The organism is Desulfosporosinus sp. HMP52, from assembly GCF_000765145.1.
In the GTDB taxonomy this organism is placed as follows: Bacteria; Bacillota; Desulfitobacteriia; order Desulfitobacteriales; family Desulfitobacteriaceae; genus Desulfosporosinus.
In genome coordinates this window covers 129,298-151,836 of sequence record NZ_JMGA01000002.1, presented here as the reverse complement: position 1 = coordinate 151,836, position 22,539 = coordinate 129,298, and the positions used below count along the sequence as shown (strand labels likewise).

At 42.6% G+C, this 22,539-nt stretch carries 18 protein-coding genes; 1 reads left to right on the top strand and 17 read right to left on the bottom strand.

Features of this window, described 5'->3' with window-relative positions:
* Nucleotides 1-57: 57 nt before the first annotated feature.
* From fdhF to DP73_RS01150, 14 genes are all read right to left on the bottom strand, one after another.
* The gene (gene fdhF, locus DP73_RS22245; RefSeq protein WP_081962898.1) at nt 58-2,739 is read right to left on the bottom strand and encodes a formate dehydrogenase subunit alpha; all 2,682 of its coding nucleotides are present in this window, start codon (nt 2,737-2,739) and stop codon (nt 58-60) included.
* A gap of 27 nt (nt 2,740-2,766) precedes the next feature.
* Nucleotides 2,767-4,563, bottom strand: coding sequence for an NADH-quinone oxidoreductase subunit NuoF (gene nuoF / locus DP73_RS01210; RefSeq protein ID WP_034596838.1), 1,797 nt, complete (start codon nt 4,561-4,563; stop codon nt 2,767-2,769).
* A 12-nt stretch (nt 4,564-4,575) separates the two neighbouring features.
* Entirely contained in the window at nt 4,576-5,058 is a 483-nt protein-coding gene (nuoE, locus tag DP73_RS01205; RefSeq protein ID WP_034596837.1) for an NADH-quinone oxidoreductase subunit NuoE, read from the bottom strand.
* 12 nt (nt 5,059-5,070) lie between these two features.
* Nucleotides 5,071-5,670, bottom strand: a complete 600-nt coding sequence (locus DP73_RS01200; protein WP_034596835.1) for a 5-formyltetrahydrofolate cyclo-ligase — start codon at nt 5,668-5,670, stop codon at nt 5,071-5,073.
* Nucleotides 5,671-6,048: 378 nt separating this feature from the next.
* A complete protein-coding gene (tsaD, locus tag DP73_RS01195) occupies nt 6,049-7,089 on the bottom strand; it encodes a tRNA (adenosine(37)-N6)-threonylcarbamoyltransferase complex transferase subunit TsaD (protein WP_034596833.1) in 1,041 nt (346 codons plus the stop codon).
* Nucleotides 7,086-7,553, bottom strand: a complete 468-nt coding sequence (gene rimI / locus DP73_RS01190) for a ribosomal protein S18-alanine N-acetyltransferase (protein ID WP_034596832.1) — start codon at nt 7,551-7,553, stop codon at nt 7,086-7,088. Before rimI ends, tsaD begins: the two co-directional genes overlap by 4 nt.
* A complete protein-coding gene (gene tsaB / locus DP73_RS01185) occupies nt 7,546-8,271 on the bottom strand; it encodes a tRNA (adenosine(37)-N6)-threonylcarbamoyltransferase complex dimerization subunit type 1 TsaB (RefSeq protein ID WP_034596830.1) in 726 nt (241 codons plus the stop codon). The genes rimI and tsaB overlap by 8 nt, the downstream gene beginning before the upstream one ends.
* 4 nt (nt 8,272-8,275) lie before the next feature.
* The gene (gene tsaE, locus DP73_RS01180; protein ID WP_034596829.1) at nt 8,276-8,764 is read right to left on the bottom strand and encodes a tRNA (adenosine(37)-N6)-threonylcarbamoyltransferase complex ATPase subunit type 1 TsaE; all 489 of its coding nucleotides are present in this window, start codon (nt 8,762-8,764) and stop codon (nt 8,276-8,278) included.
* 26 nt (nt 8,765-8,790) lie between these two features.
* Nucleotides 8,791-9,963, bottom strand: a complete 1,173-nt coding sequence (locus DP73_RS01175; protein ID WP_034596828.1) for an amidohydrolase — start codon at nt 9,961-9,963, stop codon at nt 8,791-8,793.
* A 58-nt stretch (nt 9,964-10,021) separates the two neighbouring features.
* Nucleotides 10,022-10,771 (bottom strand): hypothetical protein, encoded by a 750-nt coding sequence (locus DP73_RS01170; RefSeq protein ID WP_034596827.1) that lies wholly within the window; start codon nt 10,769-10,771, stop codon nt 10,022-10,024.
* A gap of 78 nt (nt 10,772-10,849) precedes the next feature.
* Nucleotides 10,850-13,018 carry a Tex family protein gene (locus tag DP73_RS01165; RefSeq protein ID WP_034596826.1) on the bottom strand — a complete coding sequence of 723 codons (2,169 nt, stop codon included), beginning with the start codon at nt 13,016-13,018 and terminating at the stop codon, nt 10,850-10,852.
* Nucleotides 13,019-13,297: 279 nt separating this feature from the next.
* Nucleotides 13,298-13,999, bottom strand: coding sequence for a DUF2225 domain-containing protein (locus DP73_RS01160; RefSeq protein ID WP_034596824.1), 702 nt, complete (start codon nt 13,997-13,999; stop codon nt 13,298-13,300).
* 398 nt (nt 14,000-14,397) lie between these two features.
* Complete coding sequence (locus tag DP73_RS01155) at nt 14,398-16,461, bottom strand: methyl-accepting chemotaxis protein (RefSeq protein WP_034596823.1); 2,064 nt, start codon at nt 16,459-16,461, stop codon at nt 14,398-14,400.
* Between the two features lie 420 nt (nt 16,462-16,881).
* Entirely contained in the window at nt 16,882-18,060 is a 1,179-nt protein-coding gene (locus DP73_RS01150; RefSeq protein WP_205623343.1) for an aminotransferase class I/II-fold pyridoxal phosphate-dependent enzyme, read from the bottom strand.
* Between the two features lie 285 nt (nt 18,061-18,345).
* Between DP73_RS01150 and DP73_RS01145 the strand changes: the two genes are divergently transcribed.
* Nucleotides 18,346-19,584, top strand: coding sequence for an LL-diaminopimelate aminotransferase (locus tag DP73_RS01145; RefSeq protein WP_034596822.1), 1,239 nt, complete (start codon nt 18,346-18,348; stop codon nt 19,582-19,584).
* A 111-nt stretch (nt 19,585-19,695) separates the two neighbouring features.
* Here the strand turns inward: DP73_RS01145 and DP73_RS01140 are convergent, their stop codons facing one another.
* From DP73_RS01140 to DP73_RS01130, 3 genes are all read right to left on the bottom strand, one after another.
* The gene (locus DP73_RS01140; protein WP_034596821.1) at nt 19,696-20,166 is read right to left on the bottom strand and encodes a chemotaxis protein CheD; all 471 of its coding nucleotides are present in this window, start codon (nt 20,164-20,166) and stop codon (nt 19,696-19,698) included.
* A 441-nt stretch (nt 20,167-20,607) separates the two neighbouring features.
* A complete protein-coding gene (locus tag DP73_RS01135) occupies nt 20,608-21,753 on the bottom strand; it encodes an ABC transporter permease (protein ID WP_034596820.1) in 1,146 nt (381 codons plus the stop codon).
* Entirely contained in the window at nt 21,753-22,526 is a 774-nt protein-coding gene (locus DP73_RS01130) for an ABC transporter ATP-binding protein (protein WP_034596819.1), read from the bottom strand. The genes DP73_RS01135 and DP73_RS01130 overlap by 1 nt, the downstream gene beginning before the upstream one ends.
* Nucleotides 22,527-22,539 lie beyond the last annotated feature (13 nt).

Sequence of the window (22,539 nt, the reverse complement as noted above, 5' to 3'; positions counted from 1 at the left end):
AAGGACCGTCCCCTCAACACGCCGACTAAAGGGACCCTTACGGGTCCCTTTAGTATCTTAGCTAACCTTGGATATTTTTACACCACATACTTTATACTCGTAGGTTTTGGTAACTTTGTCATAGGCTCCGTTGGTCAAGACATTGGTTGGCGAATCAAAATAGTGAAGTGTCATGAAGACCATGCCTTCTGGGACTCTCTCAGTTACTTTAACTTTAGTTTTTAGCTCACCACGGCGTGATGCTACTTGGACTACTTCTCCATCTTCAATTCCCAGCTTCTTAGCGTCTGAAGGATTAACTTCAGCAAGCTCTTCAGGAGAATGGATGCCTAATGAAGGTGAGTGTTGGGTGAAAACATTATAGTGTGAGAGTTTACGCCCGGTATTGAGCAAGAAAGGATATTCCTCATCTGGCAATTCAGCAGGCAGCTGATTTTCTATGGCCATAAAAAGTCCTTTACCCCGGTTAAACTTTCCTTCATGCAGGAACTTGGTACCCCGGTGCTCTGCATGGGGTACAGGCCATTGCAGGCCTTGTGTTCCCAATCGCTCATGAGTTATACCCGCAAATTGTGGTGCGAGCTTAGAAATTTCCGCCATGACATCTGCAGAGGATTCATAGTTGAAGGGGTAACCCATTCGAGTAGCCAGCTCACAAATGATCTCCCCATCTGTCTTGGCATTTCCAATAGGCTTAATGGCCTGATTTACCATTTGTACTCTTCGCTCAGTATTTGTGAAAGTGCCTGTCTTCTCTGCAAAACTAGCACCAGGTAAGACGACATCCGCTAGTTTTGCTGTTTCAGACAAGAAAATTTCTTGAACAACAAGGAAGTCTAATGCCTCAAGACCTTTGCGTACATGGTTCGCATCAGCATCCGTAATGACCGGATCTTCTCCTAAGACATAGAGAGCACGCAGATCCTTACTAACTGCTGCCCCAAACATATCCGGAATCATAAATCCAGGATTCGGATCAAGGGGAACACCCCAAGCTGCCTCGAACTTGGCCCGTACTTCTGGGCTGGCAACCTGTTGGTAACCGGGATAAACATTGGGAAGTGCGCCCATATCACAGGCACCCTGTACGTTATTTTGCCCGCGCATTGGGTTAACCCCTGAACTCTCCTTACCAATATTTCCTGTCAGCATAGCGAGGTTTGCCAAACTCATGACATTATCCGTTCCACAGGTATGCTCAGTGATCCCTAAGGTATAGAAGATTGAAGCACCTTCAGCGGTAGCATAGATTCTGGCAGCTTCTTCGAGTTTCTCTACGGGAACTCCCGTCACTTTGCTTACTACTTCCGGAGTATATTCCTTTACTGCTTCTCGAACTTTTTCAAAGCCCTCTGTTCGTTCAGCAATAAACTCTTTATTTTCCCACCCGTTAGCCAGAATAATGTTCATGATTCCGTTGATCAAAGCAATATCCGTTCCTGGTCTCAGTCTCAGCCAAACATCTGCATCCTCAGCAAGATTGATACACCGAGGGTCAGCAACAATAAGTTTAGCGCCTTTAGCCAGGGCTTGTTTCATTTTTGTTCCGATTATAGGGTGAGCTTCTGTCGGGTTAGCACCAATTACAAACATAGCCTTAACGTTAGGAATTTCATTAATTGAGTTAGTCATCGCTCCGGATCCAAATGAGGTGGCCAGACCGGCCACAGTGGGAGCGTGTCAAGTCCTGGCGCAGTGATCGATATTATTCGTACCGATAACCGCGCGCATGAATTTTTGCATCAGGTAATTTTCTTCATTTGTGCAGTGAGCTGAGCTTAAAGCAGCTATAGAGTTGGGACCATAGGTCTTTTTAATCTCTCCCAACTTAGAGGCGACCAAATCCAGAGCCTCATCCCAATCTGCCGGAACCAGTTCTCCATTTTTTCTAATCAAAGGTGTGGTTACACGATTGTCGCTATAGATCATGTCCATTCCAAAACGGCCTTTAACACATAAAGCTTTGCCATTAACCGGTGCCTCAGGATTAGAAGTTACCCCAATGACTTTTCCGTCTTTAACATTCAGGTCAAAGTTACAACCTACTCCGCAGAAAGGACAAGTCGTTTGAACTTTGGATACTTCCCAAGGACGTCCTTTACCCACCATTTGCTTTTCAGTCAGTGCTCCCACAGGACACACCGAAACGCAAGATCCGCAAAAGTCACAATCAGACTCTTTATAAGGCAGATTGAAAGCAGGACCTACCTGCGTATCAAAACCTCTAAAGGAAAAGTCCAGAATACTTTTTCCTTGAATTTCTGTACAAGCCTTAATACATTTTCCGCATAAGATACATTTATTGGGGTCGCGTAGAATAAAAGGATTACTGTCATCAATTGGCAGACAGCGCTTCTCCCCTTGATAGATCTCACCGGTTACCCCATAGTCATAGGCATATTCCGCCAAGGAACAATCTCCCATCTTCTGGCAGGTCATGCAATCTAACGGATGATTGGCAACAAGTAGTTCCAAGATTGTTTTCCGTGCTTGGCGAACCTTAGGATTTTGTGTCTCTACCTTCATCCCCTGTGCTGCTTGAGTAACACAAGAGGGGGGAAGATTGCGCATCCCTTCGATTTGAACCACACACAGACGGCATGCTCCCGCAGAAGTTAGCTCCGGCGCATGACACAAGGTTGGAATAGGAATATTATTCATACGACAGGCATCAAGTACGGTGGTACCTTTAGGTACACTGACTTCACGTCCATCAATTGTTAATGTAAGCCACTCCAAAGTATTCACTCCTCTCAATAGTTATACTTATGCTCTGCTGATCGCTCCAAACTTGCACTTTTCCATACAAGTTCCACATTTAATACACTTATCTTCATCAATGACATAGGGAGTATTGGTTTTCTTATCGCCTGAAATGCAGTTCGTAGGACAGTTTTTAGCACAAAGGCTGCACATTTTGCATTTCTCCGTATCAATAGTATAACTCAGAAGGGCCGTACAGTTATGAGCCGGACATTTATGGTCATGAATGTGCGCCTCATATTCATGCCTGAAATACTTCAGAGTCGCCAGAATTGGGCTTGGTGCAAACTGACCTAATCCGCAAAGGGAGGTTTCCTTAATGGTATAAGCAAGATTTTCTAAGGTATCAAGATCTTCCTCTTTACCTTCTCCCTTCGTGATCCTATCCAGAATCTCATACATCCGCGTGGTTCCCTCACGACATGGAGTACATTTCCCGCAGGACTCTTTCTTGGAAAAGTTCAAAAAATAACGGGCAATATCCACCATACAAGTGGTCTCATCCATGATAACCAGTCCGCCTGAGCCCACCATTGCTCCAGCTTGTGTCAAAGTATCATAATCTACTGCCAAATCAAGCATGTCCTCAGGCAAACAGCCACCGGAGGGACCGCCAATTTGAACAGCTTTAAATTTCTTGCCGCCTTGAATTCCATCTCCAATGTCAAAGATGATCTCTCTAAGGGTTGTACCCATTGGAACTTCTACTAAGCCCGTATTGTTAACTTTCCCAGTTAATGCAAAGATCTTCGTCCCTTTACTTTTTTCCGTACCAAATTGAGTATACCACTCTGCACCATTGCGCAAAATATGAGGAATATTGGACCATGTTTCAACGTTATTAATATTGGTTGGTTTACCCCATAGCCCGCTAACTGCCGGGAAAGGAGGACGAACCCTAGGCATTCCCCGTTTTCCTTCGATAGAAGCCATCAAGGCAGTTTCTTCACCACAGACAAAGGCTCCCGCTCCGGCAAAGACATTAAGACGGAAACTAAAGCCGGAACCAAGAATATTATCTCCTAGATAACCAGCCTCTTCTGCCTGCTTAATGGCAATTTCCAAGTGCTTAATGGCTAAGGGATACTCTGCCCGACAATAAACATACCCTTCATCGGCTCCGATGGCATAAGCACCAATGAGCATTCCCTCAATGACCGAATGGGGATCTCCTTCCAGAACACTGCGATCCATAAATGCTCCCGGATCTCCTTCGTCAGCGTTGCATATAATATACTTTTTATCACTGGGAGTTTGACGGCAAAAACCCCACTTTAAGCCGGTAGGGAATCCTGCACCACCACGACCCCGCAGGCCAGACTTCTTAACTTCTTCCATGACCTCTTCAGGCGACATTTCTTTGAGAGCTTTTTGGATGCCCTTATAACCATCCCGTTCCGTATAATCCGTAATTTTCTGAGGATCAATGACACCACAATTATGAAGCACAATTCGATGCTGCTTTGAGAAAAAATTAATATCTGACATTAAGCTGACAGGTTTCTGAGTTGTCTGATCAATAAGCAGAAGCCGCTCAACCCGTTCTCCCTTAATAAGCTCTTGGGATATGATTTCCTGAACATCCTCTTTCGTAACACGGGTATATAAAATGTGCTGGGGTTCAATAACCAGTGTTGGTCCTTTTTCGCAAAAACCTTGACATCCCGTACCAACGACTTTTACGGTTTCTTCAAGTCCTTGCCGCTTGATCTCCTCTTTCAAGATATCGATGATCGGAAGTGCTCCTGATGAGGCACATCCGGTTCCTGCACAAACTAGAATCCGTTGGTTCTCAGCCATCCCTTTATCCCCCTACTCGTATTTAGCCAATATCCCGGCAATGCTCTCCGGTACTAAACGTCCATGAACCTCATTGTTAATTGATATTACCGGTGCCAGACCACAAGCCCCTATGCAGGCCACTACTTCCAAGGTAAAACGTCCATCCTCTGTTGTTCCGCCATCTGAAATCTTTAATTCCTTTTCAAGAGTCTCGACAATTTTGGCTCCGCCGCGAACATGACAAGCAGTTCCCAAACAGATATTGATTAAATTACGTCCCATAGGAGTTAAGCGAAACTGGGCATAGAATGTAACTACACCATAAATTCTGGCTAACGGAATACGCAGGGCTTTACTAATGTGTTTTAGCACATGAGCAGGTAAATACCCATACACCTCTTGTGCTCCTTGCAAAACTGGGATAAGAGGTCCGTTCTGATGTTTATGCTTAGCAATTATTTCTTCCAACTGAATTTCCTTAGGATCTACTAGTTCTTCACACGCAGTGCACAAAAAAATCCCCCCCTATTGATTTGCTATTGTTCCAAAATCGTAGACCATTTTTTCCGTGACTAATTTAGTCATTTTAGCATCATGCTTATCAACAGGTACTTGGTCAATAATCTGACATTCAAAACCAAGGGCTACCCTGGGTGTCAAGCTCTTTAACCGGGGAAAAAAGCGATCATAAAAGCCTCCCCCATACCCTAAGCGGTTTCCCTGCAGGTCAAATCCTGCTCCGGGTACAACGACTAAATCAATCTCTAAAGGATTTACCTCCTCATTTGTCAGTTTTGGTTCACGAATTCCCCAAGCTCCCGGCTCAAGATCTACCACTAGATTGCTGACTTTCAGAGGAAGAAGTATCCCCTTAGGCGCACAACGAGGTAATATTAGCTTTTTTTCACACGCAATTACCGCTTCCGCTGAGGCTGTTGTTTCGACTTCATCGCGAAAGTTAAGGAATAACATCACTGTTTGAGCTGTTTTGAATTCCGGTAGGTCTTCTAACTTTTTCCGGATCAAAAAACTTTTATTGCTTCTCTCTTGCTCTCCTAAAGCGGCCCGTTGCTGTAAACACGATTTGCGCACTTCAATCTTTGAACAATACGATTCTTCATTCATCTTTGAGCTACCCCTTTGGTAAAATCTCGTGCATTTAGAATTATTCGATTAATCTAGGCAAAATCCTTCCCCAAAAAATTAAAATATTTTGTCAATAACTATAATATCTGCTACTTATATCACTCATAAGTTCTATTTACATTATCACCTTGTTCTTTTGAAACCCACAAAGTTATCCACTTATAAAATCCAATTATTGCGCCTTGTCCTTAGGTTATCCACATTATCCACAGGGTCTGTGGATAATACTATCCCAAAACCAACTCATCCTGTGCAAAACTGCAAAGCCGCTATAATGAGTTATCTACAGACTTATCCACATTGTCCACAGGTCTACCTTATCCACAGAACATATGCTTCCTTAAAATAAGTTTTAGTTTAGTTCTTTCTCCTGGGAAAGCTAAGTCCGGGAACTGCGTTAAGAGTCCAAGGTGCGAAGTTGCCCTCTAAATAGTGATAATATCCGGCAGTTGCTATCATTGCCCCATTGTCAGTACAGTAAATAGGCTCTGGATAGACCAGACGAATCCCTAGCCTTACTAAAGACATTTCTAGGGTTTCACGCAGCAGCTTATTAGCCGCAACCCCACCAGCTAGGAGCAGAGTCTTAACCCCTGTTCTTTTGATAGCCATTAAGGTCTTACGAACCAATACATCGACTACCGCTTCCTGGAAAGAGGCTGCAATATCCGGAACACTTAAGACTTCTCCACGCATCCGAGCTGAGTTCAAGGTGTTTAAGACGGCAGATTTCATACCACTAAAACTAAAATCTAAACTATCCGCCTCCAGCATCGCCCTGGGAAATTTAAAAGCCTGAGGATTGCCCTCTTGACTCACCCTTTGGATCTGAGGACCTCCCGGATAACCTAACCCTAAAGTTCTAGCCACTTTATCTAAAGCTTCTCCTGCAGCATCATCTCGAGTGTACCCCAATACTTCATACTTCCCATGCCCTTCAAACAGAATCAGATGGGTATGCCCGCCGGAAACTAATAAGGCTAGTAGGGGAAACTGCAAGTCTTTATGCTGAATAAAATTAGCGTAGATATGAGCTTCCAGGTGATTAATTCCAATCAAAGGTATCTTCGATGCATAGGCCATAGCTTTTGCTCCGGAAACCCCAACTAATAAGGAACCGACTAATCCGGGGCCATAGGTAACAGCGATGGCAGACAAATCTTGAAATGTTACCTTGGCCTCATCTAGAGCCTGCTGAACAACTGGTCGAAAATGGATGCTGTGCTCTCGTGAAGCAATTTCAGGTACAACTCCACCATACTTTTGATGAGTAGATATCTGTGAGGAAATAACATGACTCCGAAGATCCTCGCCATTCGCCAATACGGCTGCCGATGTCTCATCACAGCTAGTTTCAATTCCTAAAATTATGACTTTGCTCTTTTGCTTCCCAGTCATGCCTTATTCACCGCCATTCCTAATTCTGCCCACATAATTAAGGCATCTTCTCCTGTATCCGCATAGTACCCTTTTCGAACTCCAGCGGTAGTAAACCCTAATCGTTGATATAAGGACTGGGCTGGGCTATTCGATTTTCGAACCTCAAGTGTCATGCGTTCCATTCCCTCAGCTGCCATTTTAGACATAACAGAACGCATCAAAAATTCTCCCCATTGTTGCCCCCGATAATTCGGAGCAATTGCTACATTCGTAATATGGCCTTCATCAAGTATAAACCAGAGCCCCATATAACCAATTACTTTGCCATTTAACTCTAAGCAAGAATACCTAGCATACTCATTATCTTTCAACTCCGCTTTAAAGGCTTGTACGGACCAAGGTGTAGAAAAAGAAGCAATTTCAATTTCCATTATTGCCTCGATATCTTCCACAAGCATGGGACGTATAATCCCGTTATTCATCTTTCCCGCTCCTCCGCGCTTCCTCTTTCTTCGCCCAATTTACCTCTGCCTCTGAAAAGCGGATATAGTAGGGTTCAACCAGTTCCCCTTCACCAATTTCTTTCCACCTTTCCCAGACGGCTTGGGCTGCATAGGCACCTCGAGGCAAACTAATATAATCTGGTAAAATAACGGCTCTCTCACCCAATACTTCCTCAATTCTTCCCTTAGCCTTACCTGCAGCATCCCCTACAAAGCAAATCGAACAATTCAATCCTCTTAAATAATCCAGCCATTGTTCAGTTGCCATAGCTTGCGGTGGAGTTAAACAGTCAGCACGTTCTGCCCCCGACTGCCAATGATAGCGTGCAGTATACCACTCATTCTTCCGTGCATCTAAAATGGGAACAATGTCCTCAGTTCTTCCCTTCCCAGCCCAGGCCAAAGCATCTAAGGACACTACGGCCACAAGTGGAAGATTAAGAACCTGGGCTAATCCCTGTGCTGTTGCAATTCCAATACGAATACCTGTAAAAGAACCGGGCCCCCGCACTACACCAATCATCTCAAGATCCTGGAGAGACCAATCCGCAGCTGAAAGTAATTGATCGAGCATGGGGATAATTCGTTCCGAGTGAGTTTTTGAGGTGTGTAAAAAACCCTCACTAACTAATCGTCCATCTTCCGCTAAAGCTAATGCTGTAACCTTTGTTGTAGTATCTATGGTTAAATATTTCATTGGATCACGATAACCTCCTGTTATTTGCCAATAAGTTTAAGCGTTGCTCCCACCCAGAGTCATTAGAATAAACAATGATCTCACGGGGCATTTCTCCACTTCCCTGGATTTCAACAATTAAGCGATCATCCGGCAAATAATCCTCCGCAATTTTTGGCCATTCTATCAGACAAATCGCCTCTTCGACAAAGGAATCCTCAATTCCAATGACCTCAGCCTCTTCCGGATGTTGTAATCGATAAAGATCCATGTGAATTAAGCGAATCTCTGTTCCATTTGCTTGACCAGTATATTCATGAATCAAAGTGAAGGTTGGACTCGTCATAGGGCCAACGATAGCTAGCCCCTCCCCAACACCCTGAGCAAAAGCCGTTTTACCTGCTCCTAAATCCCCTATCAGAGCAACCACATCTCCCCCACACAAAACCCCGGCCAGTTGTTTCCCCAACTCACGTGTATCCTTAACTGTTATACTTGTAAATCTATGCTCCATTTTTTCCTCCTGATTACAATGGTTGATTATCTAGCTTCCGGCTTTACAATCTTTCCATTAATGATGACGTAGAGAGGGTTGGCCTTGATTGTAAAAGGGTGTTCAGACCAAATAACAATATCTGCATCCTTCCCGACTTCTAAAGTTCCGATACGATCAGATACCCCTAAGATCTCTGCTGCATTTATAGTTATAGCCCGCAAAGCATCTTCCTCATCCATTCCTGCTTTACACGCTAAAGCTGCACAAAGAGGAAGTTGTTCAATTGGGGTGACGGAATGATCCGTCATAATTGCTACCTTGACCCCAGCCTTAGCTAAAATTCCAGGGGTTTGGAAGGATTTATCCTTAAGCTCGACTTTCGACCGATTGGTAAGTAAAGGTCCTACGACAGCAGGGTACCCCTGTTCCCCTAGTTCCTCAGCAATTTTGTGTCCTTCAGTACAATGTTCTATGACCAAGTCTACATTGAACTCTCGGGCAATACGAATAGCTGTCATAATATCATCTGCACGATGAGCATGAGCTCGAAGGGGGATTTCGCGATTTAATACCTTAACGAGAACCTCTAAGCCCAAGTCTCTCTCCGGGAGTTTATCAGGATCTGTCTCACCCTGTTCCAACTTATCCTTATAGGTTTGGGCATCCACTAAGGTTTGACGAAGAAGTGCCGCAGTTCCCATCCGAGTCATAGGCATTTTCTTTTGTTCGCCATAAACCATCTTAGGATTCTCCCCGAAGGCTATCTTCATTCCCGCAGGATCACGCACTATCATTTTATCGACAATCTTCCCAGCGGTTTTCATAACCACCCCGGTACCTCCAATTACATTGGCACTCCCAGGTACGGTAAAGACTGCAGTCACTCCACCAAGACGTGCATCTCTAAAGCCCTCATCTTCTGGGTTAATCCCATCAATAGCCCGCATATCCGGTGTGACGGGGTCTGTCATCTCATTAAAATCTTCCCCTTCCCAGCGGTAGATTTCTTCTCCGATCCCCACATGACAATGCGCATCAATAAATCCCGGCAAGACGAGAGCCCCCCCGACGTCAATCACTTCTGCATCTTCGGGAATGTTCATATCCTCAGTCTTACCAAGGGCAGCAATTTTTGTCCCTTGAATATAGATATACCCCATAAATTCTTGCCCGGCCATAGTTTTAATCAGACCATTCTTTATATAAAGTTTTTTCATGTTTAGTTTACTCCTCCAATTTTAAATTGATAAGCCACTCAGACAGTTAATCCTTTATCTAATTCATACCCAGTCCAGCCTTCCATCTACTTGTCCAATCGAGATCCATTCTATCAAGCCGTTTTTTTCTCAGATTCTCTTTCATAATCCACCGGATGTCTGTATCGTCATTCACAAGCCATTTTTCCATATACGTCTTTCCTGCTTCGGGAGCCGCTGAAACAACAACACTCCAACCATATCCTAAGGATTTTCTAAGGGTTTTAAAATCATTATTTTTTCTATTTTCTTCGTTAAGAATATCTGACGTAATTTTATCAAGAATTTGCATTACCGTATCGATATGCTTTTGCTGGTTAAGGAGCTTAGGTTCACATAAAGCAGCCACAACAGCTCGCTTTTCTAAATAATCACCTTTTCTCCACACAGCCATCTCATTCAAAAGAAGGTCCATATTCGACTCTCCGATTCGTTGTAAGGCTATTGCTACTCCTTCTCTAATCCTCCACCTTATATCGGAAGAAAATAAGCGCAATAGTTCAAGCAGTTCCACCCGCCCTTGAGAAATCAGACTTCCCAAACCGACAACACCGCATATGGGCAAAAACTCCTCTGCAGAACCAAAAGGAGCAATAGCTGAGTCTAGGGAAAGATAGTTCATAAATCTCTCTTCTGTCCCTTCTTCTGCAACTGCCTTGATTAATTCAAGATTTGCTCTAGGTCCAGGCAGACAAGATTCATCTAATAAATATTGATCCCAATCTTCTAATTCACGGAGAACACTTCTATATATATCTACTTTTTTCAAAACCCCTAACCCCTCGCACCACCAATATTTATAAACATTCACAAAGACGCTTGGTTTTCACCGAGCGTCTTTAACCTCTCAAACAGATGAAGCATTCGCTAAAATATCTTTCATGGATAGACTTACTCGTTCTCTTACCTTGTCGATTCCAATAACCCGTACTTTAACGATATCACCGACAGCTACCGCTTCCATGGGATGTTTAATAAACTTATCACTCAATTGGGAAATATGAACCAGTCCATCATGCTTGACCCCAATATCCACAAACGCACCAAAATCTACGACATTTCGCACTGTTCCTTCTAGAATCATACCTTCATTCAGATCTTCCATATGAGTTATATCCTTCCGAAGCAAAGGTCGCGGTAAGTCCTCCCGCGGATCCCGTCCGGGTCTTTGTAAGGCATCTAAGATATCTCGTACAGTGGGTACTCCCGCGCCGAACCTTTCTGCAAGTTCATTCGGGTTCAGAACAGCAAGTTTATTTCGAACATCCGTAAGACGTTCCCTCAAATCCGCAGAGGTATAGCCAATGCTTTTCAAGATATCTTCAGCAAGCTGATAGGATTCCGGATGGACAGGTGTATTTTCTAAAGGATTAACCCCATCCGGCAAACGAATAAATCCAGCGCACTGAATATAGGTTTGTGCTCCAAGTCTTGGGATTTTCTTAAGCTGATCACGGCGTGTAAATTTTCCGTGTTCATCTCGAAAAGCAACAATATTTTTTGCAACTGCAGGCTTTAAGCCGGCCACATATTGGAGCAAAGATGCTGAGGCAGTGTTTAGATCAACTCCCACTACATTAACACAGGATTCTACGACCCCATGCAAGGACTCTTCTAACCGTTTAGGCTGGACATCATGCTGATATTGTCCTACTCCTACAGCTTTTGGTTCGATTTTCACGAGTTCAGCTAAAGGATCTTGAAGCCTTCTAGCAATGGACACTGCACTTCGCAAGGAAAGATCAAAGTCCGGAAATTCTTCACCTGCTAATTTAGAAGCCGAATATACGGATGCTCCAGCTTCACTAACCAAGGTGAATTCAACAGGGATTCCATCTTCCTGAATCATTTCCGCTACAACCTCTTCCGTCTCCCTTGAGGCAGTACCGTTCCCGATAGCAATAATATCTGCACCATACTCTTGAATGGCTTTTCGCAAAATTTCTTTAGCCTCTTCTCGTTTACCCTTTCCTGTATGCGGATAAATCACCCCTACTTGATAAAGCTTTCCGGTTTCATCAACAATCGCCCACTTGCATCCTGTTCGAAAGCCAGGGTCAAGCCCTAAGACCATTTTTCCTCGAACCGGAGGTTGAAGTAATAGCTGACGTAAATTAGCTGCAAAAACCTTGATGGCTTGCTCTTCTGCCTGAGCAGAGAGTTCAGCTCGAACTTCCCGTTCAATAGAGGGTTCAATCAATCGCTTATACGAATCTAAGGCGGCTTTTTGTACCAGAGCAGCAGACTGTCCTGTTTTCACATACTTCATTTCAATGATTCTATGGATTATTTCCGGCGGAGTTTCCACTTTAACAGATAGGAATTCTTCCTTTTCCCCACGATTCAAGGCCAGAACTCGATGCGGAGGAATCTTCCGAACAGGCTCCCGATAATCATAATACATCTCAAAAGGAGAGCGTTCTTCTGCTTTCTTCGCCTCTGCAACAGCTACCAGATCTGCAGTTTTAAAAGTCTGCTCACGAATTCTTTTACGAAGATCTGCGTCATCGGCAATGGTTTCCGCAATAATATCCATCGCCCCGGCTAAGGCTTCCTCAGTAGAATTGACCTCCATCTCCTCATTTAAGTATTTTTCCGCTTCTGTCTGAGGATCCCCTCTAATATATTGTACCAGCAACCACTCAGCTAATGGTTCCAGCCCTTTCTCCTTGGCAATTGTTGCCCTTGTACGGCGTTTTTGCTTGTAGGGTCTATAGAGGTCTTCGACCTCTTGAAGTACCATGGCTGTGGTAATTTGTGCTGACAGTTCCTCTGTAAGCTTGCCCTGTTCACCGATAAGGCGAAGGACTTCAGTTTTTCGTTGATCCAAGCGACGCAAATAGTCCAAACGTTCAACGATACTTCGCAACACGTTTTCGTCGAGTTCTCCTGTTACTTCCTTGCGATAACGGGCAATAAAAGGGATCGTATTTCCCCCATCCAGTAAGTTAACAGCCTCTTTAACTTGATTAGGCTTTAGACCAAGTTCTTTGGCAATGATAAGATTGAACTCCAATGATAAATCCTCCCTAACCCAATACTAACACTAGCATAATAACATTCACTCATTATACCATTGTTCTCCAACTGAATAAAATCTCCACTCTTCTTAACATGAGAGATATTTATATAATAAACAAGCCGTGAAGGACCTAAACTCTCCCTCCACAGCTTTAACTTAAATGACAAGACTCGGGGCTCCGGTTGAGCTTCTGACCCACCGTTTAGTTAACCCGATGCATGGCCCATGAATAAGGAAACACCCACTTTACAAGAAGTGGGTGTCTCTGATTAATTAAGTTTTTGGAGTCCCCTTTCGCAGCTCTTCTGTGGTTTCTCTCCACTGTTCTCTCGCAAATCTAACTACTTTTGGTTCCTCATCAGCGTTTTTGTGTTGGATGACCTTCCCAAAATATAAAACCGCTTTTTTGTATTGTTCTAAACGACGACTTATTTCCCCAATCATAAATAGAACTTTAATTTCTGACATCGAAGTATTCACAAAATCCGTGTGAATGAAAGAATCTTCATAAGCCTTTAGAGCTAGGCCTAGAAAACGCTTTTCTTGCTCCTTATCATCAGCTGTCCTATATAACCAGGACAAACGCAAGCTAAGACCGGCTAAAACTGCATTTCTTTCTTTCTTAAGAGTACCTGACAGGATAGCTAATTTATAGGATTCCAATGCTTGTTGAAAATCCCTAACCTCACCAAAGTTTCTCTTAGTCCAATGCTTAGCTATGTGGGAATTAATAATCTCCTTAGTACCTAAAGGAAATTGTTCTGAAAATTCTTCAGAAAATGCAAAACCACATTCCGGGCAGACACTGACATAATAAAAATGCGGATTGTAATTGCCTTCTCGAAAATGCGGACAGAAATCACTGTCGGTTTTGTAGGGAACGGCAAAACGCGAACGCACTTTCTGGGTATTAAATGAAGAACCGCAGAAAAGGCAAGTTAACTTCTTCTCATAAAACGGATTTACTGAAGTCATCAGACTCCCCCTTGTATCAGGATTTGGGATAAAACATTTATAGCAAAAAATTACTCTTAATTGACAAACATCAATAAAGTTTTTTCCCAGATATATAACACCCACTTAAAAAAGCGGGTGTTTATACCATTCAATATGCTTCAAAAACATTCGAATTTGAACAATTATTCAAGAGTATTTTACCATATTACTCATAGTTTTCAAACCACATCACGCTCCTTTGGAAATCCATAGTAATTATAATTAAAATTTACTTACTGAATCAGTAAAGTATTTTATTCGAAGTTAAAAAGTGACACCGCTTTAGCAAACGGTGTCACCTAGTTTGAATCCAGAGCTTATGATAATTAGTTTTGTTTAGAGTAAAACTGTAGAGCTAAAGCAATCTGTAATCTGAATTATAACTTAAACATTGTAACGCTGCTTTGAAAATCCGTTGCCATTTGAGCCAGTGAAGTCGCGGATCTTCTTATTTCCTCCATAGATGCACTCTGCTCTTCCGTCCCTGCTACGACATTCTCAAGAGTGCCAGCAATTTCTTTAGGAATATTGGCTACATCTAAAATCGATGTAACAATAGTCTCGGTATTTGCTCCAACCTGACGAATTACATCGGCAACCACTTGCGCTTGTTTTGAAAAATCGTTGACCCCTTGCAATATCTCTTGAAACGCATCTCCTGCCGAATTAACCATTGTTATACCTTCATGCACGGCAGCAGTTCCATCTTTCATAGTCAGGACTGCCTTGGTCGTTTCTTTTTGAATTTCCCCAATTAGTCCACTGATTTTTCCGGCAGCATCACTTGATTGTTCCGCAAGCTTTCTCACCTCTTCAGCAACTACGGCAAACCCTCTTCCTTGTTCTCCTGCCCTTGCAGCTTCAATAGCTGCATTCAGAGCAAGCAAGTTGGTTTGAGCGGCAATGTTGGTTATTAAAGCAACAATTTGGCCGATTTCTCCGGATTTTCCGCCCAGGCTGTTGACCACATCAGCTGCCTCTGAGACTTTCATTTCAATGGCTTGCATCTCATCGACTGCTTTTCTAACGACATTATTTCCTGTTGCCGCCATTTCAGAGGTTTTTCGTGAACCTTCGGTAACCTTTTGGATATCCTGAGTGATCATGTTCATATGAACCGAAACCTGTTGAGCTGAATCTATGGTAGCATCAACACCTGTCAGTTTTTGTTTCACCCCATCAGAAACTTCTTGTATAGAGTAAACAATTTGTTCCGTGGTTCTACTGCCCTCATCCGCACTAGCCGTCAATTCTTCTGAAGAGGCTGCCAATTGCTGGGAGCTATTAACAACTCCTTCAATAATTCCTTTAAGATTCTTCATCATCATGTTAAGATTCTCTGTCATTTGTCCAAATTCATCCCTAGAGCGAACCACCATGTTTTGGCTCAGATCCCCTTGAACTATAGCTGTAGCAAATTGATTGACCATCTTGATATTGTTAACGATAAACCGACTGTATAAGAAGAGGGCTGTTCCGGTAACCACAATTGCCAACCCGATTAGAATCATCATCCTATGCAACAAATCCTTTAACGGAGCTAATAGCTCACTTTCAGGAACATCAATTGCCAGAATCCAACCAAACTTTGGAACCTCTGCGTAGTAAACCTGCCTTGCCCCTTGGTCGTTGTAACTAAAGGTGCCCGTCTTCTCAACCATCATATTTTTTGCCGCTTCTTGCAAGCTAGGGTTCTCTTCTTCAGTGATTTTAATATTCATGATCTTGTCAGGATTTGGATTAACTAAGTACTTACCTTCTTTATTTAAAAGATAGATGTCAGATTCAATATCTAAGTGAATATCACCAATTAGCTTTTGCAAAGTTATAAAATCAATTCCACCAGTAATCGTTCCTTTAAAGTTCCCATTGTTATCATAAAATGGTACGTTATCCGTTAAAATTGTTGTTTTTAAATCTCCATCAAAATACGGATCTGTCCAGATCGATTTTTCCGTTATACCTTTACTTATTGTATACCAAGGTTTAGTAGGAAAATCATATTTAGGGTCTGCAAATTCATTCGTAAAGATAACTTTACCATCCTTGTCCTTATAGACATAGGGGCCAAAATATTGAGTTTCATTATTATAGGCATAGGGTTCAAACCAAACACCCGCGCCAAATGTCACACTATTAGCAGTTATGATTTTCTGTAATAAACTTGAATATTGGTCAGTGGTGATACCATTGCCAACAGATTCAACTGTGCGAGCTAAGCCTTGAAGTAAAGTGTCATGTGCGGTTAATTGTTTTTCAATATCCCTAATCGTTCCATTCAACTGAGCAGTCATTTTATTTTGGATTTCGTCTTGCAGAAGAGTTTCTGAATACTTATAACTAACTACAGACATGGCCACAAGAGTTGCTAATACCAAAGGGAGAATAGTCACCATTGTTTTCCCTCTAACACTAGAAATCTTTAACAATCTTTTGAACAACCTCTTCCTCTCCATTCTATATAATGATTAAAATAAGAGCTATTCCATCTATAGCATAAAGACAGACAGTTATTTAAAGTAAATATCCCTCCAATCATTCGAAGAAAAAAATGTCTACCTACGAATCCCTAGCAGATAGACATTTAGAAGTATTATTTCTCCACGGACTGTAATGTTATAAATACAAATTACCCCCCTTGGCCTTAGTCGCTTCCAATGGGCGTGAGAAATCTATATACAAATATTTGTTTATACTTTTTCGACAAATAAATCTGTTTTTCCTTTATTTTTTTTCGTTTTATAGATATTAAATAATTATACCCCCTATAAACAGTCGAAGGCGATATGACAGGCCGTCATATCGCCAATTATTAATTATAATGTACCTAATCAAAAGAGATAGAGAAGGGGTTCAGTAGTCTATAATTTAATCTTACTATTTAAAAACTGCTGAATTCGTAGTACAGCTTTCTGCAGAACTTCCTCATCTTGAACCATTGCAATTCTTACAAAACCTTCGCCATGCTCACCAAAAGCTACCCCCGGCACTACAATTACTCCAGCGTCTCTAGCTAAATCCATGGCAAAAGATACCGAATCTTGCTTTGTGGGCACAGGTGCCCAGATAAACATTGAGCCTTGAGGTATTGGCATTTGCCACCCCGCCGAAGCACAGCCTTCAATTAAGATATTCCGTCGTCTTTCATAAGCTTTCTGATTCTCTACAATTGAGCCTTGTCCATTGCAAAGAGCATATGCACCTGCAGCCAGTACCGGTGCAAAGACACCATAGTCAATATTTGATTTGAGTTGAGAAAGAGTACCAATGACACTTTCATTTCCTACTACGAACCCTAATCTTGCTCCTGCTAGATTGTACGTCTTGGAGACAGAATGAAATTCTATTCCGACTTCTTTTGCCCCCTGAGCTTGAAGAAAACTTACAGGCTTAAAGCCCCCAAAAGCTAATTCAGAATAGGCGGCATCATGACAGATGAGAAGATCATATTTTTCTGCGAACTCAACTACCTCTTCGAAAAAAGGCAAATTTGCCACTGCCGCTGTAGGGTTATTAGGATAGTTCAAAAACATAATTTTAGCCTTATAAGCCAGTTCAGGATCTATCTGCTTTAAATCCGGCAAAAATCCATTTTCCTCTAACAGTGGAACTGCAATCTTTTTTCCTCCTGCCAGCATTAGACCAGCCGTATATATAGGATATCCAGGATCAGGAATTAAAGCCAAATCACCCTGATCAATATAAGCCAAAAAAATGTGAGCTAAACCATCCTGAGACCCCATGAGTGGCAATACCTCTGTTTCAGGATTTAGAATAACTCCAAACCGATCTTGATACCACTGGGCACAAACTTTGCGGAATTCCTCCGTTCCTCGAGTTAGTGTATATCCATATTGGTCTTCTTGTAGAACCCCTTGACTCAGTACATTACGAATTTCAGGGGATGGGGCTCGGTCAGGACTTCCAATACTTAAATTAATTAGAATTTTCCCATCTTTCTCTAATTCTCTTTTTAAATTATCCATTTCCGTAAAAACAGACGCACCAAGACTTTCTAGACGTATGGATGGTATTGGCATTTTAACAACTCCGTTCTTATGTAAAGGTGTAAAGGGGACGGTCCTTTTAACACACTTATTAAGCAAGTTAAAAAGAACTATTCCTTTTAAGTTTCATCAATGCATACTTCTTATTTTATCACGTAAACTGTATACTCATAAAGTATAATATTGTATTTCCAAGGGTCTTTGGTCGTATTCGCCTGAATGATTAATTAAATTATGCTATAATTATTAAATATTAACTATTTGAGAATACTCTGATCTAAAGCTATTGGAGATTCAAGAAGGGAGTTTCATCAAGTTATGGCGCTAATGAACGAAAATTATTTAAGGTTACCGGGAAGTTATCTATTCTCGGAAATCGCTCGCAGAGTTAATCAATTTAAAAGCGAAAACCCAAATGCAGATATTATTAGATTAGGTATTGGGGATGTAACCCGCCCACTTCCTCCTGCGGTCACTGAAGCAATGAAGAAAGCAGTAGATGAAATGGGGAAGGCTGAGACCTTCAGAGGGTATGGACCTGAACAAGGGTATGATTTTTTAATAGAAAAAATCATTGAAAATGATTACAGACCTCGTGGAGTAGACCTCTCTCTCGATGAAGTCTATGTCAGTGATGGAGCTAAGAGCGATACAGCAAACTTCCAAGAGATCTTTGGTATAGGTAATATCATGGCAGTAACAGATCCAGTCTATCCGGTTTATGTGGATAGCAATGTTATGGCAGGACGAACAGGGAACTTCAATGGGGAAAAGGGGCAGTATGAAAGCATAATCTACCTGCCTTGTACAGAAGAAAATGGAATGAAACCTTCTCTTCCTACAACCCATGTAGATATGATTTATCTTTGCTTCCCTAACAATCCGACAGGAATGACCTTAACCAAAGAGGAACTAAAAGAGTGGGTAGATTACGCCCGGGAAAATAAATCCATAATCCTTTATGACTCTGCTTATGAAGCTTTTATACGTGAAGAAGGCGTCCCTCGCACTATCTTTGAGATTGATGGTGCCCGTGAAGTGGCAGTAGAGTTCCGAAGCTTTTCTAAAACAGCAGGCTTCACCGGAACACGTTGTGCATATACCGTCGTGCCAAAAGAAGTCATGGTCTATGACTCCGAAGGTAAGGCCCATAGCTTAAATAAGCTCTGGCTGAGAAGACAGACTACAAAGTTCAATGGAGTATCTTACCCGGTTCAAGCAGCTGCAGCAGCAATTTATACCCCGGAAGGGAAACAGCAAGTAAAAGAAACCATCGATTACTATATGGAAAATGCCCGAATTATCCGAGAAGGTTTAACGGAAGCAGGCTATGAAGTCTTCGGCGGAATCAATGCCCCCTACATCTGGATGAAAACGCCAAAAAACATGGGTTCCTGGGAGTTTTTTGACAAGCTCATGAAAGAAGCCAATGTAGTCGGAACCCCTGGTGCAGGCTTTGGAGCTAATGGTGAAGGATATTTCCGCTTAACAGCCTTTGGTACTCGTGAGAATACAGTGAAAGCTATAGAGCGCATAAAAACTAAAATGGGAAGCTAAGAAAAAAACCTGTCATTAGAAATCTAATGACGGGTTTTTTTAATTAGTCAACTTTCTTCTGTTAAATGAAAATAAGAGAATAATCTGTTCATGTTACCTTACAGCATTCACTTAACAATTAATTGGCAGTGTCTTAATCTCTATTTGACCTGTTGACACACTCATTGTAATACTTCGACTTAAGTAGCCCCCGATTTGCTCATCGAGAATTTTTAAGTTCATACCTAACAGAGTCTCTCGAACTGCCTTGATATTCCTTTGTCCAATCTTAAAGTAATCATCCACCCTTAACGAGTCAGCTCCGCCAAATAACTTGACTTGTAAATCCCGAAGTTGGCATCCATATTCAAAGCGCAATCTATCGATCATTATGGGTATTCCCGAAGTTGCATAGTAGATCGGTCGGCGCTGTCCTTCCTTCTCATTAACAGGATGAGGTAAAGCGATATGAATCATCCCTGCCAGATGGTTATAAGGATTATAAGCTGTCACTGCAACACAAGATGCCAATGCATACGTCTTGATAAAATCTTCCCGTTTCTCTGCGATGCCATATTCGCCTATCCCAACAACTTTATCCATATTTTTCCCCTCCGTCCCTCCTTACCTTCCCCGCACACCCTCGTCACTCTTGCCCGGAGGGTGTTATGTTACGGAGCGAACCCTTTAGGCAGAGTCACGTCAAGCGCGCTTCTATTCCGATGCGCCAGCATGGCACTGGTTCACCTCTGGTATACCTATACCCTGAGACTTGCCTTGCTCGAATCAGCGCCCTAGCGACGGCACCATGTGACTGGAGCAATATCACTCCCTCCCGTTCCTCCACCGTCCCTCTAGACCCAGAGGGAGTGATATTGCGCAGCGAACCCTTTAGGCAGAGTCGCGTCAAGCGCGCTTCGATTTCGAAGTGCCAGAACGGCACGGGTTCACTCCAGGTATTACCCTGAGGTTTGCCGTTCTCGCTTCGGAATCAAGGGCGCTAGCGACGGCGCCGTGGGTGACCGGAGCAATATCACACCCTCGCTAATCTAAATTCTTCTTAAACTTCTTAGCTGCGATTCCCACTAAAATAATTGCAAAGGCACACAATATGAGGGTATCCTGCCAAAGATACTCCATTCCTACTCCTTTAAGGAAGATTCCTCTCACAATTTCCAAAAAATAAGTTAAAGGAAACAAACCTCCTAAGATCTTCAAGAAAGTCGGCATGGTTTCCCGAGGAAAGATGAACCCTGACAATAGAATCGAAGGTAATATCAGAATAAACGTCATTTGCATTGCCTGCAGCTGAGTCCTGGCAACACTGGATATCAAGAGCCCAATAGCAAGAATCGTAAACAAGAAAATCGTTGATAACAGTACTAACAGTGGGATACTTCCTGATGGTATAACTCCAAACCAAAAAATTCCCGTAGCTAAAATTAAGGTCAAAGAGACAAAGCCTATGAACACAAAGGGAAGCAGCTTACCCAATAACAACTCAAGAGAACGAATAGGGGTTACCACCACTTGTTCCATGGTTCCCCGCTCCTTTTCCCGCACAATAGAAAAAGATGTGAGCATAGCGATTACATTCTGCAAGATCAATCCGATTAAGGCTGGAATGTTAAAGACCATGGATTTCATGTCCGGATTATACCAAACTCTGGTCTCGACATTTAAGGGCATGTTCGTCCCTGCAGCTGCACCTCTGGCGGCTAGACGTACCCCCTGAATCTCGAGGGATTTATTAAGCCCTAGCATTTGAACCGCTGACATAGCTGCTCTTGCCACAGTGGGATCAGACCCGTCGACCAAAATCTGTACATCCGCCTGTCCATTATCCTTCTGTAATTCTTTGCCAAAGTCAGGCGGAATGATAACTGCTACCCGAGCTTTCCCGCTATCCAAATAACCTTCAATCTGCTGATAGCCTTGAACAAAATCATCGGGATTTAAATACTGGGTATTTCGCATTGAGGTAATAAACTCTCTACTATCGGCAGTCTGCGATTGATCCCAAACTACAGTGGGTAAGTGATCGACATCCGTATTGACGGCATAACCAAATAGGAGAAGCATTCCTATAGGCATAGCGATGGCCATAATTAAACTGGCACGATCTCTCTTTATATGAAGGAATTCTTTTCTTAGAACTGCTAAAAAACGCACCCAGGAAAATTTCCCCATTAACCTCTCCCCCCTTTCTTGAAGGCTTGGTTACGGGGATCATCTAAGGCTTCATTTTCTACATAATAGATAAAGAGATCATCTAAACTATCCTTCACCTCGTTCGCTAGCATTTCGTCAGGTGATCCAAAGGCAATTAACCGTCCATAAAAAACAAACCCTAGGTAATCACAAGTTGCTGCTTCATCCATGTAGTGGGTACTGACAAGTATGGTTATTCCTTCTTTAGCTAACTGATGAATTAAATTTAAAAAAATACGCCGTGAAACCGGATCAACACCTGCAGTAGGTTCGTCTAATATGAGCAGCTGGGGACTATGCAGTAAAGCACAAGCCAAAGCTACTCTCTGCTTCCATCCACCGGAAAGGGCCGAAACAAGCTGATTAGTACGCTCAGCCAATCCAATCCGTTCGATAACCCGAGCCTTCTGCTCCTGGGCCGTTTTTCCATGCAAACTATAAACCCCTGCATAGAAGTCTAGATTCTCTTTTACGGTTAAATCGTCATAGAGGCTAAACTTTTGCGACATATAACCAATGCGCTGTTTGATTTCTTCTGATTGAGTCAGAACATCATAACCAAGTACAGTAGCTTTGCCCTCTGTAGGAACCAAAACTCCACATAACATTCGGATCAGCGTTGTTTTTCCTGCCCCATTGGGTCCAACAAAACCCATAATTGCCCCAGCGGGAAGTTGAAAGCTTACTCCTCGAACAGCTGTATACGAACCAAACCGTTTAACCAGACCCTGGCAATCAATTGCTAAATTCATTTTGCCCTCACTC

What these genes read in the sequence shown, in the direction of transcription:
- DP73_RS01145 (WP_034596822.1), top strand. Translation starts at nt 18,346, where the DNA reads ATGGCGCTAATGAACGAAAATTATTTAAGGTTACCGGGAAGTTATCTA.
- DP73_RS01135 (WP_034596820.1), bottom strand. Translation starts at nt 21,753, where the DNA reads ATGGGGAAATTTTCCTGGGTGCGTTTTTTAGCAGTTCTAAGAAAAGAA.
- DP73_RS01160 (WP_034596824.1), bottom strand. Translation starts at nt 13,999, where the DNA reads ATGACTTCAGTAAATCCGTTTTATGAGAAGAAGTTAACTTGCCTTTTC.
- tsaD (WP_034596833.1), bottom strand. Translation starts at nt 7,089, where the DNA reads ATGACTGGGAAGCAAAAGAGCAAAGTCATAATTTTAGGAATTGAAACT.
- tsaE (WP_034596829.1), bottom strand. Translation starts at nt 8,764, where the DNA reads ATGGAGCATAGATTTACAAGTATAACAGTTAAGGATACACGTGAGTTG.
- rimI (WP_034596832.1), bottom strand. Translation starts at nt 7,553, where the DNA reads ATGAATAACGGGATTATACGTCCCATGCTTGTGGAAGATATCGAGGCA.
- DP73_RS01130 (WP_034596819.1), bottom strand. Translation starts at nt 22,526, where the DNA reads ATGAATTTAGCAATTGATTGCCAGGGTCTGGTTAAACGGTTTGGTTCG.
- DP73_RS01175 (WP_034596828.1), bottom strand. Translation starts at nt 9,963, where the DNA reads ATGAAAAAACTTTATATAAAGAATGGTCTGATTAAAACTATGGCCGGG.
- DP73_RS01150 (WP_205623343.1), bottom strand. Translation starts at nt 18,060, where the DNA reads ATGCCAATACCATCCATACGTCTAGAAAGTCTTGGTGCGTCTGTTTTT.
- tsaB (WP_034596830.1), bottom strand. Translation starts at nt 8,271, where the DNA reads ATGAAATATTTAACCATAGATACTACAACAAAGGTTACAGCATTAGCT.
- nuoF (WP_034596838.1), bottom strand. Translation starts at nt 4,563, where the DNA reads ATGGCTGAGAACCAACGGATTCTAGTTTGTGCAGGAACCGGATGTGCC.
- DP73_RS01200 (WP_034596835.1), bottom strand. Translation starts at nt 5,670, where the DNA reads ATGAATGAAGAATCGTATTGTTCAAAGATTGAAGTGCGCAAATCGTGT.
- DP73_RS01140 (WP_034596821.1), bottom strand. Translation starts at nt 20,166, where the DNA reads ATGGATAAAGTTGTTGGGATAGGCGAATATGGCATCGCAGAGAAACGG.